This is a genomic window from Glutamicibacter sp. (assembly GCF_035257265.1).
Lineage (GTDB): Bacteria > Actinomycetota > Actinomycetes > Actinomycetales > Micrococcaceae > Glutamicibacter.
Genome location: NZ_DATEXC010000067.1, coordinates 49,337 through 69,061 on the forward strand (window position 1 = coordinate 49,337; position 19,725 = coordinate 69,061).

Consider the following 19,725-nt stretch of genomic DNA (forward strand, 5'->3'; position numbering starts at 1 on the left):
ATACGTGCCCAATACCTCCAATAGATCTTGGCAGGTCTGGTACTTGCTGGCAGGATAGTTGCCACCGAGCTTGACATGGCAGCATGGTGGGTACTGGTTAGGGGCGCGGCGCCAGAAAATGGCTGCCTGTCATAACGTGGATGTAAGACTTTGCCACTGACGGTTAGTCGACCTTGAACACAAACTAGATCAAAAGAGCACTAGTAATGATCAACACGACCATGGACACTTTTGTCGGCCTGGACGTCTTCACCCAAACTGAGTTGCTAATCCATCGCGAATTTTGCATTAGCCTAAGTCGATAAGCAAGGTGAATTCACCATTCCGCGACAGGCTAAAACGCTTTCGGCTAGCGCTTCTTCGCTCTACCACCACGTTGATTAGAAGAATGAAATTATTGAGCTCGTGCGAGGAAGGGCTATGTCCGCCGTCAAGCCTCCGGAATACAAAAGCCAAGATTGGCAGCCAACTGTTCGCATCATCGCTATTGCGGACTGGCACTCTTATGTACAGGACTCGCTGCTCGTCACCCTGCTGACTAGCTATGAGGTTTCACGACCGAACAACCTTGCGTATCTATGACGCCCCAACTGAAGCATTTGCTGCCGCGGGATTTGATCCAGCCGAACGCCTGCGCGCTACCACGTTTATCGATTCGTTCGTCATCGGCACAGCCTTGAACGAGGCCGCATCAAAGGACTTATGGGAAGTAGATGCAGAGCTGAGCGGTCCTTTCAGCGAATCTCTGAAAGCGGGTTTGGAAAGCAAAAACGGGGCGCCGGACACTTTTCGTTGGGGCCAAGACATGATTCTGGCAGGATCGAACAGCTAGAAACAACGGCCGAGGTGCAGAACGGTGGCCTGTACCTACACGCAAGAGAAGTTATTCAGCAACAGTACCCCCGGGTTGTAGTGCACAGATGTCGCCGGGGCGCCGCCAACTGGGGAGACCCAGCCAATATTGCTTCCGTTCGCTGCGACTGCCAACCCGTCTGTAGTTAAAGCTACGAGAACTTTGACCTGGAAAGTTTGTTGACCTTGTAGCAGCCCCAGCAAATTTAGACCCGGCCGAAAAACGACGATATTGGTACCCGCGTCAACGTTGATGTAAGTTATTTGCCCTGAGGATAACAGGACCCGGACTGCATATCTTGCTCCGCGTGGCAGCGCGGGCGCTGACCAAGTGACTTCCGCTCTCGTCGCTGCGCCGAGTAAACCACCGGTTGTTTCGCACTTTAGTGGACCAGGAACTGAGGGGATCGTTGCAGCTGCTAATGGACTCGATGTTGCCGTGGCACTTCCGGCAAAAGCAGCTTTTGTCGTTTCAATTTTTGATGCAGTACCCAACTGAACCGCTATCAACATTGCCATCAACACAGCCATCGAGCGTACCGAAAGAACCTTGGAGATCCGACGGAAAGCACGACGCGAAGAGCCCGCATTTACCCGAAGCCTTCCCAACTGACCAGCGCCTTTGTCTTGGTTGTCCTCATCGTCGCAATTTTGCGGATTACGTCTAACAAAAGCCACATATAGGACGTAAGCACACAGCAGCCCACTTGCGAAAAAGACCCAAGGCCGGTTGAGCCAGCTAATGACGTATCCCAGATTCGGAATGCTGAAGAAGAGCCGATCGGCTCGATCGACTTGATACAATTCCAAGTCAGCGACAGGGTTTGCGTCGCCTTTGAGGAGGAGCCCTTCTAAAGTATTCTCAACAACTCTGTGGGTGACCCGGGTGCTATCTGAAGTAGTCACGGAAACGATGTGGCCTGGGCTGATCTCGCTGACAGGAGTAGACACCGCCATCCCTAAGGAGCCCATCGGAATCTGTGGCCCCATAGACCCTGAGACAAAAATCAACGGCTTGATCCCAAAGAATAGAGTCAAAAGTGCCATGAGTAAGCAAATCGAACCAAGCATGGCGCCCACATTGAGCATCCAGCCCTGCCATCCACGCGCGCTTTTGCCACTAGGTGTACGCGATTTCTGCAGTCGCATTTCAGGAACCCACCGTTGCGGTGAAGTTTAACTTAACGGACGTCGCATTCCCTTGCAATGCATTAGCTGCAGTGGACGGAAGCCCATACTGCACGCAAAGTGTTTCAGAGGCCCCTGGAGCCAAAGTCGGCCGTACCACTGCTGCAGGGAACGCGCTACCTGCCGTTTTGGTGACAGCTGAGGTACCTGTGCAGGTCACATTCGGCGCTGTCCCCGTAACTCCACCGCCTGTTTTCACAGCCACGTTCAGGGCATTTCCCAATGTGCCGGCACCAGTTTCTGCGACGCTTCCTGCAATGGAATAAGGGACGGCAATTGAACTGGTATTTTTCACAACTACGACGGCGGCCTGGCTCATTCCCGGATACCATCCGGCACCCGTTATTGGCACTGTGTAACTGGCCGTCGTAGCAGTTGAGGCTGTGGCACCAACACCGAGTGATACCGTGGCAGAACTGATGCTGGAGGTCGCTGTGGCAGTTCCCGTCCAGGCGGCAAGGGTCGAAACAGCACCAAATCCCACAAGGATTCCCAAGGTAAGCATCGCCTTAATCTGCATTCCACGCCGGCTCATCGGGAATCTCCTTCAGTATTCAGAATGGTTTGTCTATTTCGCCGGCTCAGGGCAAAGAGTATTCCGCCGGTGATTAGTGCCCCGATTGCCAACGGCAGGAACCGAGGGAAAAATCCGGTGTCGCCCAGCTGGTCTTGATCTTGAGGAGGTTGAGAGTCTGGATTTTCTACTGGAGGTGCCGATTCTTCATCGGGTTCCTCGCCTAACGGATCCTTCTCGCTTGCCCGTACGCGGATGCTGATGTTCTCCGAGCTGATGTTCTGGGTGGCATTTCCTGCGACTTCCGGCAGCCACGCACGGATTACAACGGTGGTCGTCTCGCCAGCAGACAGTGAAATGATTCCCTTAGGCGAAGCTTCCGCCCGTAAATCGTTGGCACCTTCGAGGGTGTTCGTGTGCACTGTGATTTCTACGGACTTTGAAAGATCATTACGCACCCACAAGGAACGGCTTAAGCTTTCACCGGGGATGATTTTTTCAACATTGGTAAAGATGGGCGAAGGGGTATGGGTGTAATTTTCCCCGTCGGTACTGTAGCTCAGTTGGTTGCCGACTGTCGAGGCCGTTGTTGCCTGCGCCGACGCGTGGGTGAAGACGAGAAAAAACATCGGCGCGATGCCGGCGAACAGCCACGCAAAGATTCGTCGAGTGCTCATTTTTCCACCTTGCGCCGGTTGTCATGCCACGCACCGGCAAGCATTACAGCTGAGTAGCAAAGCAGTCCACCCACAGCGAGCCAAATCAGCCACGTACGTTGCTGACCGCTAATTGCAGAGTTTACGAATCCTAACAGCGGCACCGCGTACCAGAGTTTTCCTCTAATTTGTTCGGGAACAACTGGTGCGTCATTCGTATTGTTTGCATCACCCCGAAGGGCAAATCGCTGTTCACCGCCAAGCGTATTTCCCACCCCGACAACACGATGCGTCACAACTTCTGGTTCGCCTGAAACAAGTTGATAGGTGACCACATCGCCCACCTGAATTTCATTCAGATCAACCGGACGCACCACAACTAACGAACCGGGCTGATAGTCCGGCCTCATCGAGCCGGTAAGTACGGTATAGGCGGTCGCGCCGCCTAACCGTGGAATGAGGACCATAATGGCAATCAATGCGAGAACGACAAAAAGCGCCAGCCACGAGATGGTTTGCCCTACCCACCACAGCACGCCAGTCTTCTCGCGTTCAATTCGAAGCTCTGCCCGACTGCGTGCACTCATTGTTGCTGCCCCACAAAGTTCAGCACCAATTTGAGCGAACCTCCAGAAGCAGCTTGCGGAGCATTCGACGGGATCGACAGTCTTACGCAGAGGTTCTCCTTGCTAGCGTCCCCATTTTCGCTCAGCAATGGACGGGCCACCGCAAACTTGGCCGTCGAATTGGCCGTGCCTTTATAGAGCATCTGTCCGGAGAGCGCCTGCCGACCATCGCAAGCTACCGCTGTCATGCCAGCATAAATGCTCAAAATGCTGGAGTCGGCCAGCGCGGTATCGGCATCCGTTGGCGTTTCCGGTTTCGCCGAAGCACCCACGAGGTTGTAGAGCAGGTCGGTAGTCCCGCCGTTGCTCAGCATCAATGGAGCTTGCACATACTGCCCGGGGACTAAATTGGAGCCGTCAAGTTCAATGAATTCGTAGTTCGCTGCCTCTTTGGGTTCGGCTCCCACCAAAAGCAGCAGATTTCCCGTTCTCATGGTGCCCGCATCAATATTTCTTTCGGCGCGCCAAACGGCGGCCGTGCCTTGGGCTCCTAGAAAAAGCGCCAGGACGACGGCCGCGACTAAAGTAAACTTCAGCTGTTTAGGCATTCAATTACCTGCTGCGGAGCGACTTATGAACGGATCTGATCCAGCGTTAAGGTCAGCTGTGTCAAATCGATAGGCTCGTCCATGGTGGTGTTGGGAGTTGTGCCAACTGCACCTTCGTCGAAGGTGACAGTGATCGAAACGGGAACCTCATAAACACCCGCGGCGGCGAAGGAAAGTACGCCGCCTGCTTCGGTAATACCTTCTGCCGAGGCATCAACATCCAGCGCAATGGTGACATAGGTTTCAAGATCCGCAGGAACGGCACCGACGGTGCCGACAGTCAGTGCCCCCTGGATGTTCTTACCCTCAGCATCGATGGTCACCGTCTGGTTGAATTCGACAGTATCGCCCGGAACAATGCTGTCGGTCACAGGGTCAAACGTCGTGGTTGCCGCATCCGGGCTTGCGTCGGTCCAAACTCCTTCCCCGTCGGTGGTCAGTTCTAGGTGACCGGTGGTAACCGTTCCCGCATCGACATTGTCTTCGGCCTGCCACAGTGCGAGAGTACCGGCACCGCCAATAAGCAATGCACCGGCGGCGACTGCCGCAATGGTCGCCTTCGTTGTTTTCTTCATTTTTAGTCCTCACTTTGCCGAGCCCACTGCAGGTCTCTCTACCAGTAAACCGGAAAGGGTAATATTTTCAACACGAGGATAGATAAATATGAACTATCTCTGAATTGCGAGATTCGTAGGTGCCGAACGGGTATGCGTAAATCACATAAACTGAGAATATTGTGCGTTCTGACCTGATATTTCGAAGATAGTCGAAGAAATGATCTATTGGATTGATAACACTCCGAAGCAAGTGGTCAGAAAAATTTATCCGATTGGATCAGCAAAATAGACGGTTAGCCATAGCACAAAAAAGTTGGTCGTGCTCACGTGAGCACGACCAAGTCGCTAGGTAAAAATAACCCCACTGAAGGGTCTCCGAAACTGGCTCTAGCCCCTGCTGGCCTTCGCCAGCAGGCTCTTTTCCGGAGCCGAAGCAAACAGGTTCAGGCCCATGGCGCGCGACAAATGTCCGATCGCCAACTGCGCTTTCACCGAGTTGCCCGCGATATCCAAGGGTGGCGAGAACGCGCCAATAGCGCCCTTACCCGGAGCTATGGCAACGATGCCACCGGAGACACCTGACTTTGCCGGGATCCCGATCTCGAACAGCCAATCCCCCGAGTGCTCGTAGAGGCCGCTGGTGGCTACGGCGGCGAGTGTGTCACGGCAAACATCCGCATCCACTACACGCTGGCCGGTCACCGGATTGACGCCGCCATCGGCGAGGGTCGCACCCATGACCGCGAGATCATAGGCGGTGACGTTCAGCGAGCATTGCCGGGTGTAGACATCCACCGCGGCCAAGGGATCGCCTTCGATGCGGCGGTAGCTTTTGAGCAGTCGGCCGACGGCTTTATTTCGTTCATTGGACTCGGATTCCGAGGCATACACATCGTCGTCCAGCGTCAGTTGGCGACCGGCGAAGGCGGAAAGTCCGGAGCGGACATTTTCCCATTTTTTAGCCGAGGTGCGGCCCGGGATCATCTCGGTGGTGGCGATGGCACCGGCGTTGACCATTGGGTTCATCGGGTGCCCGTTATTCAGCTCGACTGCCATCACGGAGTTAAAGGGCATGCCGGTGTTATTCACGCCGATGCGTTCACGGACAACTTCTCGGCCGTGTTCTTGAACTACGAGCGCGTAAACAAACATTTTGGCGATCGACTGAATGGAAAACTCGTGCTGGCAGTCTCCGACCTCGTGCACCGAGCCGCCCACGTGGGACATGGCGATGGCGAAAAGGTCGGGGTCAGCGTGGCCAAGGATAGGGATGTAGTGGGCTAACAATCCATCATCCACATCCGAATAACGCTCGTGTGCCTCGCGTAGAAGCTCGTCAATTTTCTGGTGTGCCAGCGAACCGGTAGATACCTGCTGGACCACATCATCGAAATCGGTAGGGATGGTGTCGTTCCCGTCCGAAGGATAGTTCATGTTCACCCACTTTCTACTTATGTTTTTACGTTTTTCTCTGCGCTATGTTGAGACTATCAATAGCGCTCCTACTTGGCATCAAGTAGTGCATCATTACACAGTGAGAGCGTCTTGCAGCGATCATTTCTTACCCAGAATAATTGTGTTCTCTCCGACAATGTGCAGAGTCTAACAGCGCAAAGAGGCCTAGTTAACCTAGCATTTTAGATATGGCTAAGGGAATCACTTTTCACACACGCAAATGGGTCCGCCCCGAAGATCTCAACGCAAACGGCACGCTGTTCGGCGGCAGCCTGCTGCGCTGGATCGACGAAGAGGCGGCCATCTACTCGATCATCCAGCTTGGCAACAAGCATGTGGTCACCAAGTTCATGTCTGAAATCAACTTCATCGCCTCCGCTAAGGAAGGCGACCTGATTGAAATGGGCCTGACCGCCATCGACTTTGGCCGCACCTCGGTCACCCTGCGCGCCGAAGTTCGCAACATCTTCACCCAGGAATCGATCCTGACCATTGAGAAGATCGTATTCGTCAACATTGGTGAAGACGGCAAGCCTGAACCGCACGGTTATGACCACATCACCTACACCCGTGACCGTATCCCGCTGGAAATCACCAAGGCACTGATCTAGTTTTCTGACCGATACCCTCAGCCATCGATGAATTGACGGTGGTGTGCCCCAGTCCGCGTTTTGCGGGCTGGGGCATTCGCATTTCCTGGTTCAGCTCAACCGCGAAAATTTTGGTGTGAAAATCTCTTGTCGACGGGCCGGTGTTGGGGCAGAGTTTGTCTCGGGCGTAGTTCGCGCCCTGCCCACCAGCTACCGAGGTATGAGCATGAGCACGATGATCTTTGTAAACCTACCTACCGCCGATCTGGCCAAGTCCGATGCCTTCTACTCCGCCATGGGATACGAGAAGAACACCACCTTCTCGGACGAGAACGCAACCTCTTGGGTCGTTGCCGAAAACATCTTGATCATGGTGCTCCGTGAGGAGTTCTTTGCCAGTTTCCTGGTGGATGGAGATGTTCCTGCGCTGGGTTCAAAGCACCGCGAAGCCCTGAACGCACTGTCCGCGGAGACCCGCGAAGAGGTCGATGATTTTGCCTCGCGCGCCCTCGCCGGCGGCGGCAGGGTCTACCGTCCGGCGGACGAACCATTTCCCGGGATGTACCAGGCGGCCGTGAAGGACCCGGACGGGCACGTCTGGGAAATCGCGTGGATGAGCCCCGAAGCAATGGAAAATCCGACTCCGTAGCGCGGCTTTCCTCAGGCCCGCCGCTGGCATCATGGTGCCGGTGGCGGGGTGAGGTTTTCAATTGTGGATCGATTTCGTTTACGATGCAGTTTTTTCATGCCCTGAGCAGGATAAATAGGCTGCGGCCACCGCGGCGCCAGCTCATCTCCCAGGGTGACCCCGCGCAGCCGGCGCCCAAACATCGGAAGCACCCATTGGCGCAGCCACTCCACATCCCGGCGGGTGGCTTGAATGAAACCGATGCGCCGGGCGTCGGCGAAGGGTTCAAAGACCAGCTGGTGGTTTGCGCCTAGAAGTTCCAGAATCCGGATGGCCATATAACGGTGCCCCGCACGGTTCATGTGCAGCTTGTCGACATCCCACATGCGCCGGTCCGCGTAAACATCCCACTGCCAGTAGTCCACCAGCGTCACGGTGTCGCCATATTGCGCGGCAAGTTCGCGCACGCAGTCATTAAACTTCCAGTTGCGCCGTTTGAAGGGTGCCAGCATCGGATGCACGGGAATATCAAAACCGGTGAACAGCAGGATTTGCGCCCCCGAAGCGGCGAGCTTCTCCACCGCGGCGCGGTAGTCGGCGAGCACCTTGTCCAGGTCTTTGCGGAATTCGAGAATATCGTTGCCGCCGGCGTAAAAGCTGATGACATCCGGCTTCATCGCCAACGCCGGTTCGATCTGTTCTTCGATAATCCGATCCAGCCGTCGGCTGCGAATGCCCAGATTGGCGTAACGCCATTGCGGATCATCCTTCGACAGCTGCTTAGCCACTCGGTCCGCCCAGCCGCGCACCCCGTTAGGTAGCCGTGGCTCCCAATCACCCACACCCTCGGTGAAGGAATCTCCGATTGCCACAAAAAGCCGACTCATGAATGGTTACGCTACGCAATGCTGGTGGCCGGTGCATGGCGTTCCGGCAAACGCTGGGACACCGCCAGGTGACAGCTTCGAGGATTCAGCGCACGGCAGCTAAATTCTCCATCACCGAGTGGCTTTCAATTTTCCGGACATTTGCGGTCACCAGTTCGGCCACCGCGTCCGCAATTTGCTTGGTGCTCATCAACATGTCCGGTCCGGCGAGCGCGGGGAGCTTTTGGAGCACCTCGACGGCGGCGGCTTCGATAGCCAACGCTGCCTGGTCTTCACCGAGGTGTGCCAGCAGCATCGCGGCCGAAAGGATCGCACCGACCGGATTAGCCCACCCCTTGCCGGCAATGTCCGGAGCGGAACCATGGATGGCTTCGAACATGCTCGGTGCACTGCCGTCCAGGTTCAGGTTGGCGCTGGCGGCAACACCCAACCCGCCCTGGATCACCGCTCCGAGGTCGGTGATGATGTCTCCGAAGAGGTTGTCGGTGACCACCACGTCGAATCGTTCTGGAGATACCGGTAGATGGAAACACATCGCATCCACGTGCACATAATCCCGCTGCACCTCCGGGTACCGGGACCCTACCTGGTCCACCACTTCTTGCCAGAGCTTGCCGGCTTCGATGAGGATGTTTTTCTTGTGGCAGAGGGTAAGTTTTTTGCGCCGGGCCGCGGCAAGTTTGAAGGCGTATTCCACGACTCGGGTAATCCCCTGGCGGGTATTCACCGATTCTTGGACGGCGACCGTGTGGGCGGTGTTGGCGTGGATGGTGGAGCCCTGGCCCACGTAGGCGCCCTCGGTATTTTCACGCACAATGACCAGATCGCAGCGTTCTGGGGTGAGTCCGGCGATGGGTGTGGCCACCCCCGGATAGAGTTTTACCGGGCGTAGGTTGACCGCTTGTTCGAAGGCTTGCCGCATGGCGAGGATGAAGCCGCGTTCTAAGATTCCAGGTTCCACGGCTGGATCTCCCATAGCGCCGAAAAGGATTGCGTCGTGGGTGCGCAGTTGCTGTGCAAGCTCTGCGCTGAATAGTTCACCGGTGCGCAGATAGTGTTGGGCGCCTGCGTCGTAGTCGGTGAACTCCAAAGAAAAGCCGAAGGTACGTTGTGCAGCGGCCAGTACCGTCAGTGCACCGCTGGTGACTTCGGGGCCAATCCCGTCACCGGGAATAATGGCGATGCTATAAGTTTTTGTGGCGCTTTCCATTGATCTTCTCCATTGTGAACTAGTCGTGCATCGAAGTATCCGGGACCAGCCGCTGCCCCACGCTGGCTGCTCGCAGCATGTCTTCGGCATCTGAACCGACAAGCTAAGTCCCTGCCGGCAGGTGAGCCATACTTTTCCTGCTGGGTCAGAACTTGTCAATGAATTCATGAGTTTTGCCTACTTGGCGAGTCTTTTATGAGAAATCCATTGACTGTGCGTCAGATCACTGATTAGCTGTGGACAGCTACTGGTCAGACCAGTAGAACTTTCGCTTACGTCGACTCGAAAGCAGGAATGGTGCCAGCTCACGTCAAGAGTTACCCGGACGGTTTGCCCATTGGCGAGCATTGGGTGCCCTGCGAGCACAGTGACCCGATCGTTTTCCCTTATGATTCCTCGGTAATCGGCCACGCACCGGTAGGTTCGGTTCAGCACGCGATTCAGGCGCTGGATGCGGCGCAAGAGGTCCGCCAGCCCACGGCCCGGCTCAGTACCGGCACCCGCCGTTCCATCCTCATGGCGGTCCACGGCAAACTCACCGCGGTGCGCGAAGAACTCGAAAACCTGCTGGTATTGGAAACTGGCAAACCGCTGGTCGACTGCCGCGTGGAGGTTGCCCGCACGCTCACCACCTGGGCGGCGGCTGCCGAAGAGGTGGCGCACAGCCACGGTGAAACGGTTCCGCTGGATTTGCAGCCTTCAGGTGAGGGCATGATCGGGTATTGGACGCGCAAACCCGCAGGAATTATTGTCGGCATCGCCGGGTTTAATTATCCGTTGCTTCTGGCTAGCCATAAATTGGCGCCGGCCCTCGCCGCTGGCTGTCCGATTATCTTGAAACCCGCACCCAACACGCCCTTGACGACCTTGTGGGCCGTGCACCTGATCCGACAGGCACTCACCGAGCATGAAGTCAGTGCGGCGACGGTGCAGCTGGTGACCGGCGGGATCAAAGTAGGAGAAACCCTCGTCGCCGACCCGCGGGCGGCGGTAGTTTCCTTCACCGGTTCCGCGGCGGTAGGGCACCGGATTGCGAAGAACGCCGCACCGCGCAAGGCGGTGCTGGAGCTCGGCTCAAATACCGGTTTCATCGTGGCCGGCGATGCACGGATCGAAGACGCGGTCGACGCTGTCATTCGCGGCGGGTTCTACGCCAACGGGCAGGCCTGCATCTCGGTGCAGCGCGTCATCGTGGAGGCCAAGGTGGCCGACGAATTCCAGCGGCAACTGCTGGCGCGTTTAGACGAAGTGATTGTTGGTGATCCGCGTTCGCCGGAGACCCGGGTGGCACCGCTGATTAATGCGGCCTCCACCGAACGCATTATGACTTGGATTCATCAAGCGGTGGACTGCGGTGCACAGATTCTGCACGGCGGCACGCTGCAAGGGGCCAGTATCCTGCCCACGGTGATCAGCCAGGTGCCTACCGAGGCGAACCTGTGGTGCCAGGAGATCTTTGGACCGGTGATTTGTCTGCACCGCGTCCCGGACTTGGATACCGCGTTTGAACTGGTTAACGACTCACGTTACGGGTTGCAGGCTGCGATTTACAGTACCAATTTGAAGACCGCGTTCCGAGCCATCGAAGAACTCGACGTGGGCGGGGTGGTGGTCAACGAGATCCCCGGATTCCGTTCCGACATCATGCCTTACGGCGGCGTCAAGGATTCCGGGATCGGCCGTGAGGGACCACGTTTTGCCATGGAAGAATTCACCGTCACCCGTATGGCCATCATCAGGCCCTAGCAACTGCGTATTGAAAGTAGGCAAGCACCGATGGATTACTCACAACTTTTTAGATTCGGCGGCCGCCGCGTATTGGTTATTGGCGCCGGCAGCGGGATCGGACGCGAGGCCGCCCTGGCGCTGGCAGCGCACGGTGCCCACGTGATCCTGGCGGATCGCAACGTCTTCGCTGCCCAAGCCACCGCTGATTTGCTGGCCGGCGACTCGAGCGTGATCGAATTGGACGTGCTGGACTTTGAGGCAGTGCAGGCCACCGCCGGCGAGCTCAAGGACATCGCGGCACTGGTATTCACCGCGGCGATGAATGTGCGCAAGCGGATCGTGGATTACACGATGGAGGAATTTGACCAGGTGGTGAACCTGAATCTGAAGGCTTCCTTCGCGCTGATTCAGGCTTTTGCCCCGCGTCTGGCAGAAAATGGCGGCGGTTCCATCATCGGGATTGCCTCGATTCGAGCATCGGTCGTGGAGCCGGGACAGAGCGTTTATGCCGCGACCAAGGCGGCACTGGTCCAATTGACGCGCACCGCGGCGGCCGAGTTTGGCCCGCAGGGGGTGCGCGTGAATGTGATTGCCCCGGGCGTGGTGGAAACCCCGCTCACCGCTCAAATCAGCGCAGACAAAGAATGGTACAACGCGTATGCGACCAAGAGTGCGTTGGGCCGTTGGGCCAAACCGGAGGAAATGGCCGGGGCCATCGTGTACCTCGCCTCGCAGGCTTCGAGCTTTGTCACCGGTTCGGTGTTGACCGTTGATGGTGGGTGGACCGCCATCGACGGCCGCTACAACCCACCGGAATAAGGTGGCACCGTGCCACAACCATCCCCGGCGCCGGTGAAACCGCGCGCCTTCGAAGCCATCGTAAGCCACGTTGAGGCGCGGGTGCTCACCGGCGAGCTGAAAATCGGTGATCGGCTGCCCGGCGAGCGCGAGCTGGTGACGCAATTCGGGGTAGGCCGCTCCTCGGTGCGCGAAGCCATGCGCGTACTTGAAAGCAACGGCATGATCGCCTCACGTCCGGGTGACCCGCGTGGTGCGGTGGTGCTCTCCCCCACCGCTGCGCCACTGAGCAAGCTGATCGCCCGGCTGACCCATAGCTCGGAGTCCAGCCTGGTAGACCTGCTGATCTACCGGATGACCTTAGAGTCTTCGGCGAATTCCCTAGCGGCCACACGGCGCAGCGCGCAGGATTTGCTGCACCTGGACGCGGCGTTGGAGCGCATGCGTGCGGCAAGGCTGCAAGGCCACGCGGCCTTCAGCCAGGCCGACCTGGATTTCCATGATGTGGTGGCGCAGGCCAGCGGGCATACGCTGTTGCAGCTGTCCGCCGAGGCGGTGCGCCAGTCCATTGAGCAGCTGATCGCCGCGCGCATCGAGGAAAGCGGCGATGACGACGAGCTGATGCAGCGAACCATCGAACACCATGAGGAAGTGCTGACTGCGATCCGTGATCGGGACGCCCATTTGGCCGAGCATTTGGCGCGCAGCAGCCTCTTTGAATACTACGGGCATCTGGTATCCACCGATCAACGCGAGGCGCTGGCGGCGCTCGCTTCCTTTGGCAGACCGGACATCCCTTAGTCCAGCGTGTTCCACAACGGGCTGGCGCTGGCCGGGCGGTTGTTTTCATACCAGCGGGCGGCACGCAGTACCGCGGCGTCCGCACCTACCGGACCGGAAAGTTGCACGCCGATCGGTTTGCCATCACTGGTGAATCCGCAGTTCACCGTGGCCGCCGGCTGGCCGGACATGTTGTAGGGGACGGTGAAGGCAATGTGGCTCATGGTCGCTAGCGGGTCCACCACCGGCATCGGCTGCTCTGCGGGGAAGGCTGACATCGGTGAGACCGGGGAGATGACCAGATCAAATTCTGCCGTCGCTGCGATGGTTGCCTGCTGCATCTGGTCGATGGCGCCAAAGTTCCTAATGGTGTCAGCGCTATCAAAGGTGGATCCTATGGTGCACCAACGCACGATGTAGTCCAAGACCTTGGCCTGGTTTTCTGCAGATAGTTCCCGGTAGTCCGCCCAGGACCGGGTGCGCCAGAACCCATCGAGCCGGTCGAGCATTTCCTGGGTGATAAATGGGTCTAGGGTTTTTACGTTCGCCCCGGCATCGGCAAAGAGTGCGGCAACGTTGTGCACCGCGGCCAGTATTTCCGGTTCCACCGTGGAGCCTGCGTTCGCGTCGGTGTGCAGCGCGACGTTCAGCCCGGACACTGAGGATATGGTGCTCTGCCAATCTTGAGTCGGGTAGGGCCGTGCGGTGTAATCGCGCACATCGGGTTGCGCGAGGATGGTCATGAACAAGGCGATGTCATCCACGCTGCGCCCCATGGGTCCGGCAGCCCGGCCTAAGTAGGGAACATCCAACGGGATGAGCCCGGCGCTCGGTTTGAGCGTGGCGAGTCCCTGCCAGCCGCCAGGCAGTCGAATGGAACCGCCAATATCTGTTCCCACATGCAGCGGCCCGTACCCGGCCGCCGCGGCAGCACCGGCACCGGCGCTGGAACCACCGGTGGTCCATGCCGGGTTCCACGCGTTACGCGAAATTCCGTGCAGGCTCGAAACTCCGGAGGACAGCATTCCCCAGTCCGGCATCGTGGTGGAGCCAAGGATCACGGCTCCGGCTTCGAGAATCCGGTTGGTGATCGGCGCGTTGCATGTGGGCACCTTCGGGTTGGGCAGGGCGGTGCCCGAGGGCATCGGAATCCCCGCCCGGGCCACATTTTCCTTCACGGTGGCTGGAACCCCATCCAATGCCCCACGCGCGGTGCCGGTGGCCCAGCGTTTCTCGCTGAGTCGCGCCTGTTCCAAAATGTCCTGCGGGTCAAATCGATACATCGCGTTGAGTACCGGCTCGCGCTCTTGAATTCGTTCAATGACCGCTTCGGCAACGTCAACCGGGGAAAGGTCCTGGGCCGCGTACGCAGCACTGAGCTCGCGGGCGCTCAGTTGGTGCAGGGCCGTGCTGCGTTCGGAAAGCTCAGACATGGGTGGACCTTTCACGGTAGACAATGATTTTCAGCGCAAGGACAATTCGCTGCGCAAAGACATCGAGGAGCTGACCAAGGTGCGGGTGTAGTCATGCTGCGGATTGTCGTAGATTTGCCCGGTACTCCCGCTTTCCACAATTTGTCCGTTGTTCATCACGACCACGTTGTCGCACAGATGACGCACCACACCCAAATCATGTGAGACAAAAACTAGGGTCAGCTGATAGTCATCGACCAGATCCGAAAGCAGATTCAGCACCTGAGCACGGACCGACACGTCCAACGCGCTGACCGGTTCGTCGGCGACCAATACCCGCGGTTCACAGATCAACGCGCGTGCGATGGAGATGCGCTGGCGTTGCCCGCCGGAGAACTGGTGGGGGAAGCGGTCTGCTGCATCCTGCGGCAGACCGACGGCTCCCAGCATTTCCGCCACCAGTTTGCGCTGTTTTGCACTGTCCATCTTTTGTCCCGGCGCGAGCAGCGGTTCGGCAATGATGTCACTGACCCGCATGCGCGGATCAAGGGAACCCATAGGGTCTTGGAAAACGATCTGCAGCTGCTGGCGCAGCTGGATCAGATCACGTTCTTTTGCACCGCTAATTTGGTTTCCGGCGACTTTCACACTGCCCGAGGTCGGCTGGTCAAGTCCTGCCAGAATGCGTAGCAACGTGGATTTGCCCGACCCGGACTCACCCACCACCCCAAAACGTTGCCCGGCGGCCACCTCAAAAGAAACTCCACGCAACGCGTGAACCTCGGAGGGTTTTCCAAAAAGCGTGGAGCGGGCTACCGGGTAGCTGCGATGCAGGTCTTCCACACTGATGACTGGTTCGGCCTCGGAAGGCAACGGGAACCGGGGTTCGCCCGCCGTGAGTTGTTCGGGCACAGGCACGGGTTGGGCCGCGGCTTGCGGCTCCAGCTCGTTAGTCGTCGGCGGAACATAGGCGGCGGCCGAGGCGACGGTGAAAAGCCGCCCCTGCTCATCGGTGGCATTTAGATCCGAGGCTGCGAGAAGTCCCCGGGTGTAGGGATGCTGCGGGTTGGTGAAGACTTCTTCGGTACTGCCTTCTTCCACTACTTGACCGTTGTTCATGACCAGTACGCGGTCGCAAACGTTGGCAACGACGGACAAGTCGTGGGTGATGAAGAGCAGCCCGGTACCCAGCTCGGTCACCGATTCTAAGATCAGGTCCAGCACTTGTCGTTGCACGGTGACATCCAGCGCGGTGGTCGGCTCGTCGCAAAGCAGCAGGCCCGGTTTATTCGCCAGCGCCATAGCCAGCATCGCGCGTTGACGCTGCCCGCCGGAGAGCTGATGCGGGTAGGCGCGTGCAGCTCGTTGCGGGTCTGGAAGTTTGACCGATGCCAGCATTTCTACGGCTCGGGTCCGGGCGGCGGACTTCGACGGTACACTCTTGTGGCTGGTCATGATTTCCGCGACCTGCGGTCCGACCTTCATTAACGGGTTCAGCGCGGTGAGCGGCTCCTGGAAGACCATGGTCATATCTTTTCCACGGATTTTTTGCCATTGTTTGTCGCTAGCGTCCACAAGGTTGCCCTCATGCCCGGCAAAGTGAATGGATCCCTGTGCGCTTACGCCCTCAGGCAATAAGCCCATCAGCGCCGAGGCGGTCATCGACTTCCCCGACCCGGACTCTCCGATCAGCCCTACTCGGTCCCCGGGATGCATGCGCAGGTTAAAGTTGCTGACCAGGGTGCGCGTTTTGGTGGTGATGCTCAGGTTTTTGACCTCAATCAGACCCGCCGCGTTGTGCGAAGTATCCATGCTCAGCGTTCTCCGTTCAGTTTCGGGTCAAAGCGGTCGCGCAGTCCATCGCCCAGCAGTGTGAAGCCAAGCACCGCGACCGCGATGGCAGAGCCCGGCCATACGGCAAGCATCGGGTAGGTGCCAAGGAACTGCTGGGATTCTTGAAGCATGCGCCCCCAGGAAGGCACCGGTGGCGGGGTGCCTAGTCCGAGGAATGACAGTGCCGCTTCGGCCAGTACCGCAATGGCGAACGACACCGAACATTGGACCACCACCATGCCGATAATATTTGGCATCACGTGACGCCGGGCGATACGCCAGGAGCTCTGACTGGAGGCTCTGGCCGCCATAATGTACTCGGTGCTCATCACCTGCAAGGTTCCGCTGCGTGCCACGCGGGCGAAACCGGGGATGGAACCAATACCGATAGCGAGCATCGCGGTCAGCGTACTTGCCCCGAAGACTGCGCCAAACATGATGGCCACCAGCAGGGCGGGGAAAGCTAGCAGGATGTCGGCGCCGCGCATGGTCACTTCTTCGGTGATCCCACGGCGCATTCCGGCAAGAATTCCTAAGGGGGTGCCAATAAGCAGGGCAATACCCACTGCCACCAGCCCCACCAGCAAGGTAATGCGTGCGCCGTAGAGTATCCCGGAGAAAACATCGCGGCCGTACCGGTCGGTGCCCATCAGGTGCGCGGCGCTTGAACCCTGCAGCCGGTCCGCGGGGACCGCTTGCACCGGGTTATACGGAGTCCAGATGAAGGAGACCAGCGCGGCCAGGACTACGGCGGCCACCAAGATCGCGCCGATGATCAGCGTAGGTGAGAGCTTGCGGCGAGTTCTTGCCGCTAGAACCTGTTCCTCGGCCATTACGCACCCTTTCGAATTCGTGGATCCAGCACGGTGTACAGCACATCCACTACCAGGTTAATGATCAGCGTGATTGCCACCAGTACCATCACCACGGACTGCACGGTGAGCAGGTCGCGATTGCCCACCGCGTCGAGCAGCATGGATCCCAGCCCTGGGATTACGAAGACCCGTTCAATGACCACCGCACCGATGATCAGCGCCGCAAGCTGCACGCTGGTCACGGTCAGCACGGGGATCGAGGCGTTGCGCAGACCGTGTTTGATCAGTGATTCAAGTTTGCCCAGGCCCTTGGATCTGGCGGTGCGCAGGTAGTCCTCGCTCATTACTTCCATCACCGCCGAACGGACGTAGCGGGTGAGGATGGCCCCCTGCACGGAGGCCAGGGCGAGCACCGGAAGAAGAACGCGTGAGGCGAAGTCGCCAAAATCTTTGCCCGGCGGGGTCCACCCATTGGCTGGGAGCCAGCCCAGACCCACGGCGAAAACTACTACCAGCAAGATTCCGGCCAGGAAGTTCGGGATGGCGACACCTAATTGGCTGATCCCACTGACGATAATCCCGCTGGGGTTTCGATGCTTGACCGCCGCATAGGTACCGAAAGGAATGGCGATAGCCAGTGCGACAATCATGGCCAAGATGACCAGAATCAGGCTGACTTGAACCCTGTCGATGATCAGTGGGCTGATGTCTTGCCTGGTGACGTAGGAAGTCCCGAAGTCACCGAAGGGAAGTCCCAGCGCCCAATCGAAGTACTGCACAACTAATGGGCGGTCGGTACCGAATTCGGCCCGTGTTTTTGCCAGCAGCTCCGGGGTGGCGTTCACGCCCAACGCGATCTGTGCAGGGTCTCCCGGGATAGCGCGCATGAACAAGAACACCGCCACCGTAGCAATCACGTAGGTGACAACAAATCTCACGAGGTTAATCAGTAATCGGATGCCCAAAAGGTTTCTCCCTCTTAGCTAGCTAGTGGGACTACTTCCAACCAAGGTTTGTCAGATCCAATGCCTCGGTGACCGAGTTAGCCGGGATGCCGGTGACGTTCGAGTCGGCGACCACAATGTTCGGGAAGATGAACAGCGTATCGGCGGCCGCGTCGTCAACGATCGTGCGGACCACCTTCTTCATCCCCGAGACGTAGCCCGTCTCGTCTGCGGCGTCAGCCTGTGCGGCGAGGTCCTTGATCTTTGAATTGTCATAACCCAGGTAGTAATCCGGGTTGTTGAACATGGCCAGTACGTCGCGGCTTTCCACGGCGAGCACCACCGACATTTGGTAGTCCTTTTTGGTGAAGACCTCATCAAGCCACACGGCTGGGAATTCGGCGGATTCAATCTTTGCGTTGATTCCAACCTCTGCGAGCTGCGAAACTACGATTTCCGAGACTGCTGTGGCGTACGGCCGGGTGGGAACGGTGAAGGTGATGTTCAGGTTTTCCACGCCGGCATCCTTCAGCAAGGATTTTGCCTTGGCAGGATCATAGGGGTACACGTCGTTGAGGTCCTCATAGTACGGGTCCGTGGTCGGCACCGGTCCGCCGACCTTTGTGCCGTAGCCGTTCCATGCCGTATCAATGACCGCTTGCCGGTCAATCGCGTACATCACTGCCTGACGTACTCGTTTGTCATCAAACGGTGCCTTCTTGTTGTTCATCGACAAGATGATTTCACCGTTGGAGGTCCCATCAAGCACCTGGTACTTGGGATCCGATTCGAAACTGGAAAGCAACTCGGGAGACTGCATGTTGTACACAACGTCTACGTCCCCGGACTGCAGGGCGTTGGTAGTGGCCACCGCGTCGGCGAAGTAGCGCAGCGTCGCGGTGTCAACCGCGGGTTTCTCGCCCCAGTAGTCCTCGCGGGTGACAAAGTCTATGGATTGGCCGCGGTTCCACGCGTCAATGGCGTACGGGCCGGTGCCGATGGCCTTATTAGCGAGGTCTTCCACACCGCTGGGATCAAACATGGCTCCAACCAAGGTCCCCATGTCGAAGAGCCAGGCGTTGCTTGGCTTCTTCAGCGTGATGGCCACTTCGGTATCGGAATTGACCTTGACGGACTCGACGATGTCCATCTTCTTTTTCAGGCTGGAAACCCAGGCATCGGATTTTGCCCGCTCGATACTGAACTTCACGTCTTCGGCGGTGAAGGCTTCGCCGTTGGAGAAGGTTGCTCCATCGCGGAGCTTGAAGGTGTAGGTCTTGTTGGCGTTGCTCAGTTCCCAGGATTCGGCCAGCAGTGGCTGGATCTGGCCTTCTTGGTCAATCTCTACCAGGCCTTCGTAGACGTTGGACATCAGCGCCTGCGGAATGGCGGCACCGGCGGTGGTGGTGAAGTCGAGATTGACGGGTTCTCCGGTGAGCGCGAGGGTCACTCCGGTTTTTGCTTCCGCGCCTTCGGTGCTTCCGCCTCCGGAACCAGCCGAACATGCGGTGAGGGCCAGCGAACCAGCCACAGCTACCGCGGCAAGGCGGACGTAATTTTTTTTCGCGCTCATGAGATCTCCATCGGGTCATCAACCATGTGAGTGATGTGATCCATACAACACCATATATGCTGATATTTCTACTAGGTTCTCTGGTCTTACCAGTGATCGTAATATTAGTGCCCACGGCGGGGGTGCGCGAA

The 19,725-nt window shown here is 58.0% G+C and carries 21 protein-coding genes; 7 read left to right on the forward strand and 14 right to left on the reverse strand.

The genetic code is table 11. The annotated features are described in order from the left end of the window. The first annotated feature begins 420 nt into the window (after positions 1-420). Positions 421-582 (forward strand): hypothetical protein, encoded by a 162-nt coding sequence (locus tag VJ369_RS17580; RefSeq protein ID WP_324093290.1) that lies wholly within the window; start codon positions 421-423, stop codon positions 580-582. Further along, positions 569-832 carry a hypothetical protein gene (locus VJ369_RS17585; RefSeq protein WP_324093291.1) on the forward strand — a complete coding sequence of 88 codons (264 nt, stop codon included), beginning with the start codon at positions 569-571 and terminating at the stop codon, positions 830-832. Before VJ369_RS17580 ends, VJ369_RS17585 begins: the two co-directional genes overlap by 14 nt. A gap of 35 nt (positions 833-867) precedes the next feature. Here the strand turns inward: VJ369_RS17585 and VJ369_RS17590 are convergent, their stop codons facing one another. The 7 genes from VJ369_RS17590 to glsA form a co-directional block, all read right to left on the reverse strand. Then, on the reverse strand, positions 868-2,001 hold the full coding sequence (locus VJ369_RS17590; protein ID WP_324093292.1) for a hypothetical protein: 1,134 nt from the start codon (positions 1,999-2,001) through the stop codon (positions 868-870). A 1-nt stretch (position 2,002) separates the two neighbouring features. Next, positions 2,003-2,575, reverse strand: a complete 573-nt coding sequence (locus VJ369_RS17595; protein WP_324093293.1) for a hypothetical protein — start codon at positions 2,573-2,575, stop codon at positions 2,003-2,005. Next, on the reverse strand, positions 2,572-3,231 hold the full coding sequence (locus VJ369_RS17600; RefSeq protein ID WP_324093294.1) for a hypothetical protein: 660 nt from the start codon (positions 3,229-3,231) through the stop codon (positions 2,572-2,574). Before VJ369_RS17600 ends, VJ369_RS17595 begins: the two co-directional genes overlap by 4 nt. After that, positions 3,228-3,797: a signal peptidase I gene (locus VJ369_RS17605; protein ID WP_324093295.1), complete on the reverse strand. Its 570-nt coding sequence runs from the start codon at positions 3,795-3,797 to the stop codon at positions 3,228-3,230. Before VJ369_RS17605 ends, VJ369_RS17600 begins: the two co-directional genes overlap by 4 nt. Continuing rightward, positions 3,794-4,384 carry a hypothetical protein gene (locus VJ369_RS17610; protein WP_324093296.1) on the reverse strand — a complete coding sequence of 197 codons (591 nt, stop codon included), beginning with the start codon at positions 4,382-4,384 and terminating at the stop codon, positions 3,794-3,796. Before VJ369_RS17610 ends, VJ369_RS17605 begins: the two co-directional genes overlap by 4 nt. Positions 4,385-4,407: 23 nt before the next feature. Beyond that, the gene (locus VJ369_RS17615) at positions 4,408-4,959 is read right to left on the reverse strand and encodes an alternate-type signal peptide domain-containing protein (protein ID WP_324093297.1); all 552 of its coding nucleotides are present in this window, start codon (positions 4,957-4,959) and stop codon (positions 4,408-4,410) included. A gap of 369 nt (positions 4,960-5,328) precedes the next feature. After that, positions 5,329-6,375, reverse strand: a complete 1,047-nt coding sequence (glsA, locus tag VJ369_RS17620; RefSeq protein ID WP_324093299.1) for a glutaminase A — start codon at positions 6,373-6,375, stop codon at positions 5,329-5,331. 209 nt (positions 6,376-6,584) lie between these two features. Here glsA and VJ369_RS17625 point away from each other — a divergent pair, with 209 nt between their 5' ends. Next, entirely contained in the window at positions 6,585-7,007 is a 423-nt protein-coding gene (locus tag VJ369_RS17625) for an acyl-CoA thioesterase (protein ID WP_105552734.1), read from the forward strand. Between the two features lie 205 nt (positions 7,008-7,212). Beyond that, positions 7,213-7,635 carry a VOC family protein gene (locus VJ369_RS17630; protein ID WP_324093300.1) on the forward strand — a complete coding sequence of 141 codons (423 nt, stop codon included), beginning with the start codon at positions 7,213-7,215 and terminating at the stop codon, positions 7,633-7,635. A 29-nt stretch (positions 7,636-7,664) separates the two neighbouring features. On the opposite strand, the gene VJ369_RS17635 is transcribed toward VJ369_RS17630, so the two are convergent. Together VJ369_RS17635 and VJ369_RS17640 are read right to left on the reverse strand one after the other, a co-directional pair. Then, a complete protein-coding gene (locus tag VJ369_RS17635) occupies positions 7,665-8,501 on the reverse strand; it encodes an SGNH/GDSL hydrolase family protein (RefSeq protein ID WP_324093301.1) in 837 nt (278 codons plus the stop codon). A gap of 85 nt (positions 8,502-8,586) precedes the next feature. Further along, on the reverse strand, positions 8,587-9,711 hold the full coding sequence (locus VJ369_RS17640; protein WP_324093302.1) for a 3-isopropylmalate dehydrogenase: 1,125 nt from the start codon (positions 9,709-9,711) through the stop codon (positions 8,587-8,589). Positions 9,712-10,005: 294 nt separating this feature from the next. Between VJ369_RS17640 and VJ369_RS17645 the strand changes: the two genes are divergently transcribed. The 3 genes from VJ369_RS17645 to VJ369_RS17655 are packed head-to-tail and all read left to right on the forward strand — an operon-like array spanning position 10,006 to position 13,038. Further along, the gene (locus VJ369_RS17645; RefSeq protein WP_324093303.1) at positions 10,006-11,457 is read left to right on the forward strand and encodes an aldehyde dehydrogenase family protein; all 1,452 of its coding nucleotides are present in this window, start codon (positions 10,006-10,008) and stop codon (positions 11,455-11,457) included. 30 nt (positions 11,458-11,487) lie between these two features. Continuing rightward, the gene (locus VJ369_RS17650; RefSeq protein WP_324093304.1) at positions 11,488-12,258 is read left to right on the forward strand and encodes an SDR family oxidoreductase; all 771 of its coding nucleotides are present in this window, start codon (positions 11,488-11,490) and stop codon (positions 12,256-12,258) included. Between the two features lie 9 nt (positions 12,259-12,267). Next, positions 12,268-13,038, forward strand: coding sequence for a FadR/GntR family transcriptional regulator (locus tag VJ369_RS17655; RefSeq protein WP_324093305.1), 771 nt, complete (start codon positions 12,268-12,270; stop codon positions 13,036-13,038). On the opposite strand, the gene VJ369_RS17660 is transcribed toward VJ369_RS17655, so the two are convergent. Genes VJ369_RS17660 through VJ369_RS17680 form a run of 5 tightly spaced genes read right to left on the reverse strand, consistent with a single transcriptional unit; the run spans position 13,035 to position 19,594 of the window. Then, the gene (locus tag VJ369_RS17660) at positions 13,035-14,450 is read right to left on the reverse strand and encodes an amidase (protein WP_324093306.1); all 1,416 of its coding nucleotides are present in this window, start codon (positions 14,448-14,450) and stop codon (positions 13,035-13,037) included. The genes VJ369_RS17655 and VJ369_RS17660 overlap by 4 nt on opposite strands. Before the next feature lie 30 nt (positions 14,451-14,480). Next, a complete protein-coding gene (locus VJ369_RS17665) occupies positions 14,481-16,241 on the reverse strand; it encodes an ABC transporter ATP-binding protein (RefSeq protein ID WP_324093307.1) in 1,761 nt (586 codons plus the stop codon). 2 nt (positions 16,242-16,243) lie between these two features. After that, on the reverse strand, positions 16,244-17,095 hold the full coding sequence (locus VJ369_RS17670; protein ID WP_324093308.1) for an ABC transporter permease: 852 nt from the start codon (positions 17,093-17,095) through the stop codon (positions 16,244-16,246). Next, the gene (locus tag VJ369_RS17675) at positions 17,095-18,042 is read right to left on the reverse strand and encodes an ABC transporter permease (RefSeq protein ID WP_324093309.1); all 948 of its coding nucleotides are present in this window, start codon (positions 18,040-18,042) and stop codon (positions 17,095-17,097) included. The genes VJ369_RS17670 and VJ369_RS17675 overlap by 1 nt, the downstream gene beginning before the upstream one ends. Before the next feature lie 31 nt (positions 18,043-18,073). Further along, the gene (locus VJ369_RS17680) at positions 18,074-19,594 is read right to left on the reverse strand and encodes an ABC transporter substrate-binding protein (protein ID WP_324093310.1); all 1,521 of its coding nucleotides are present in this window, start codon (positions 19,592-19,594) and stop codon (positions 18,074-18,076) included. Positions 19,595-19,725 lie beyond the last annotated feature (131 nt).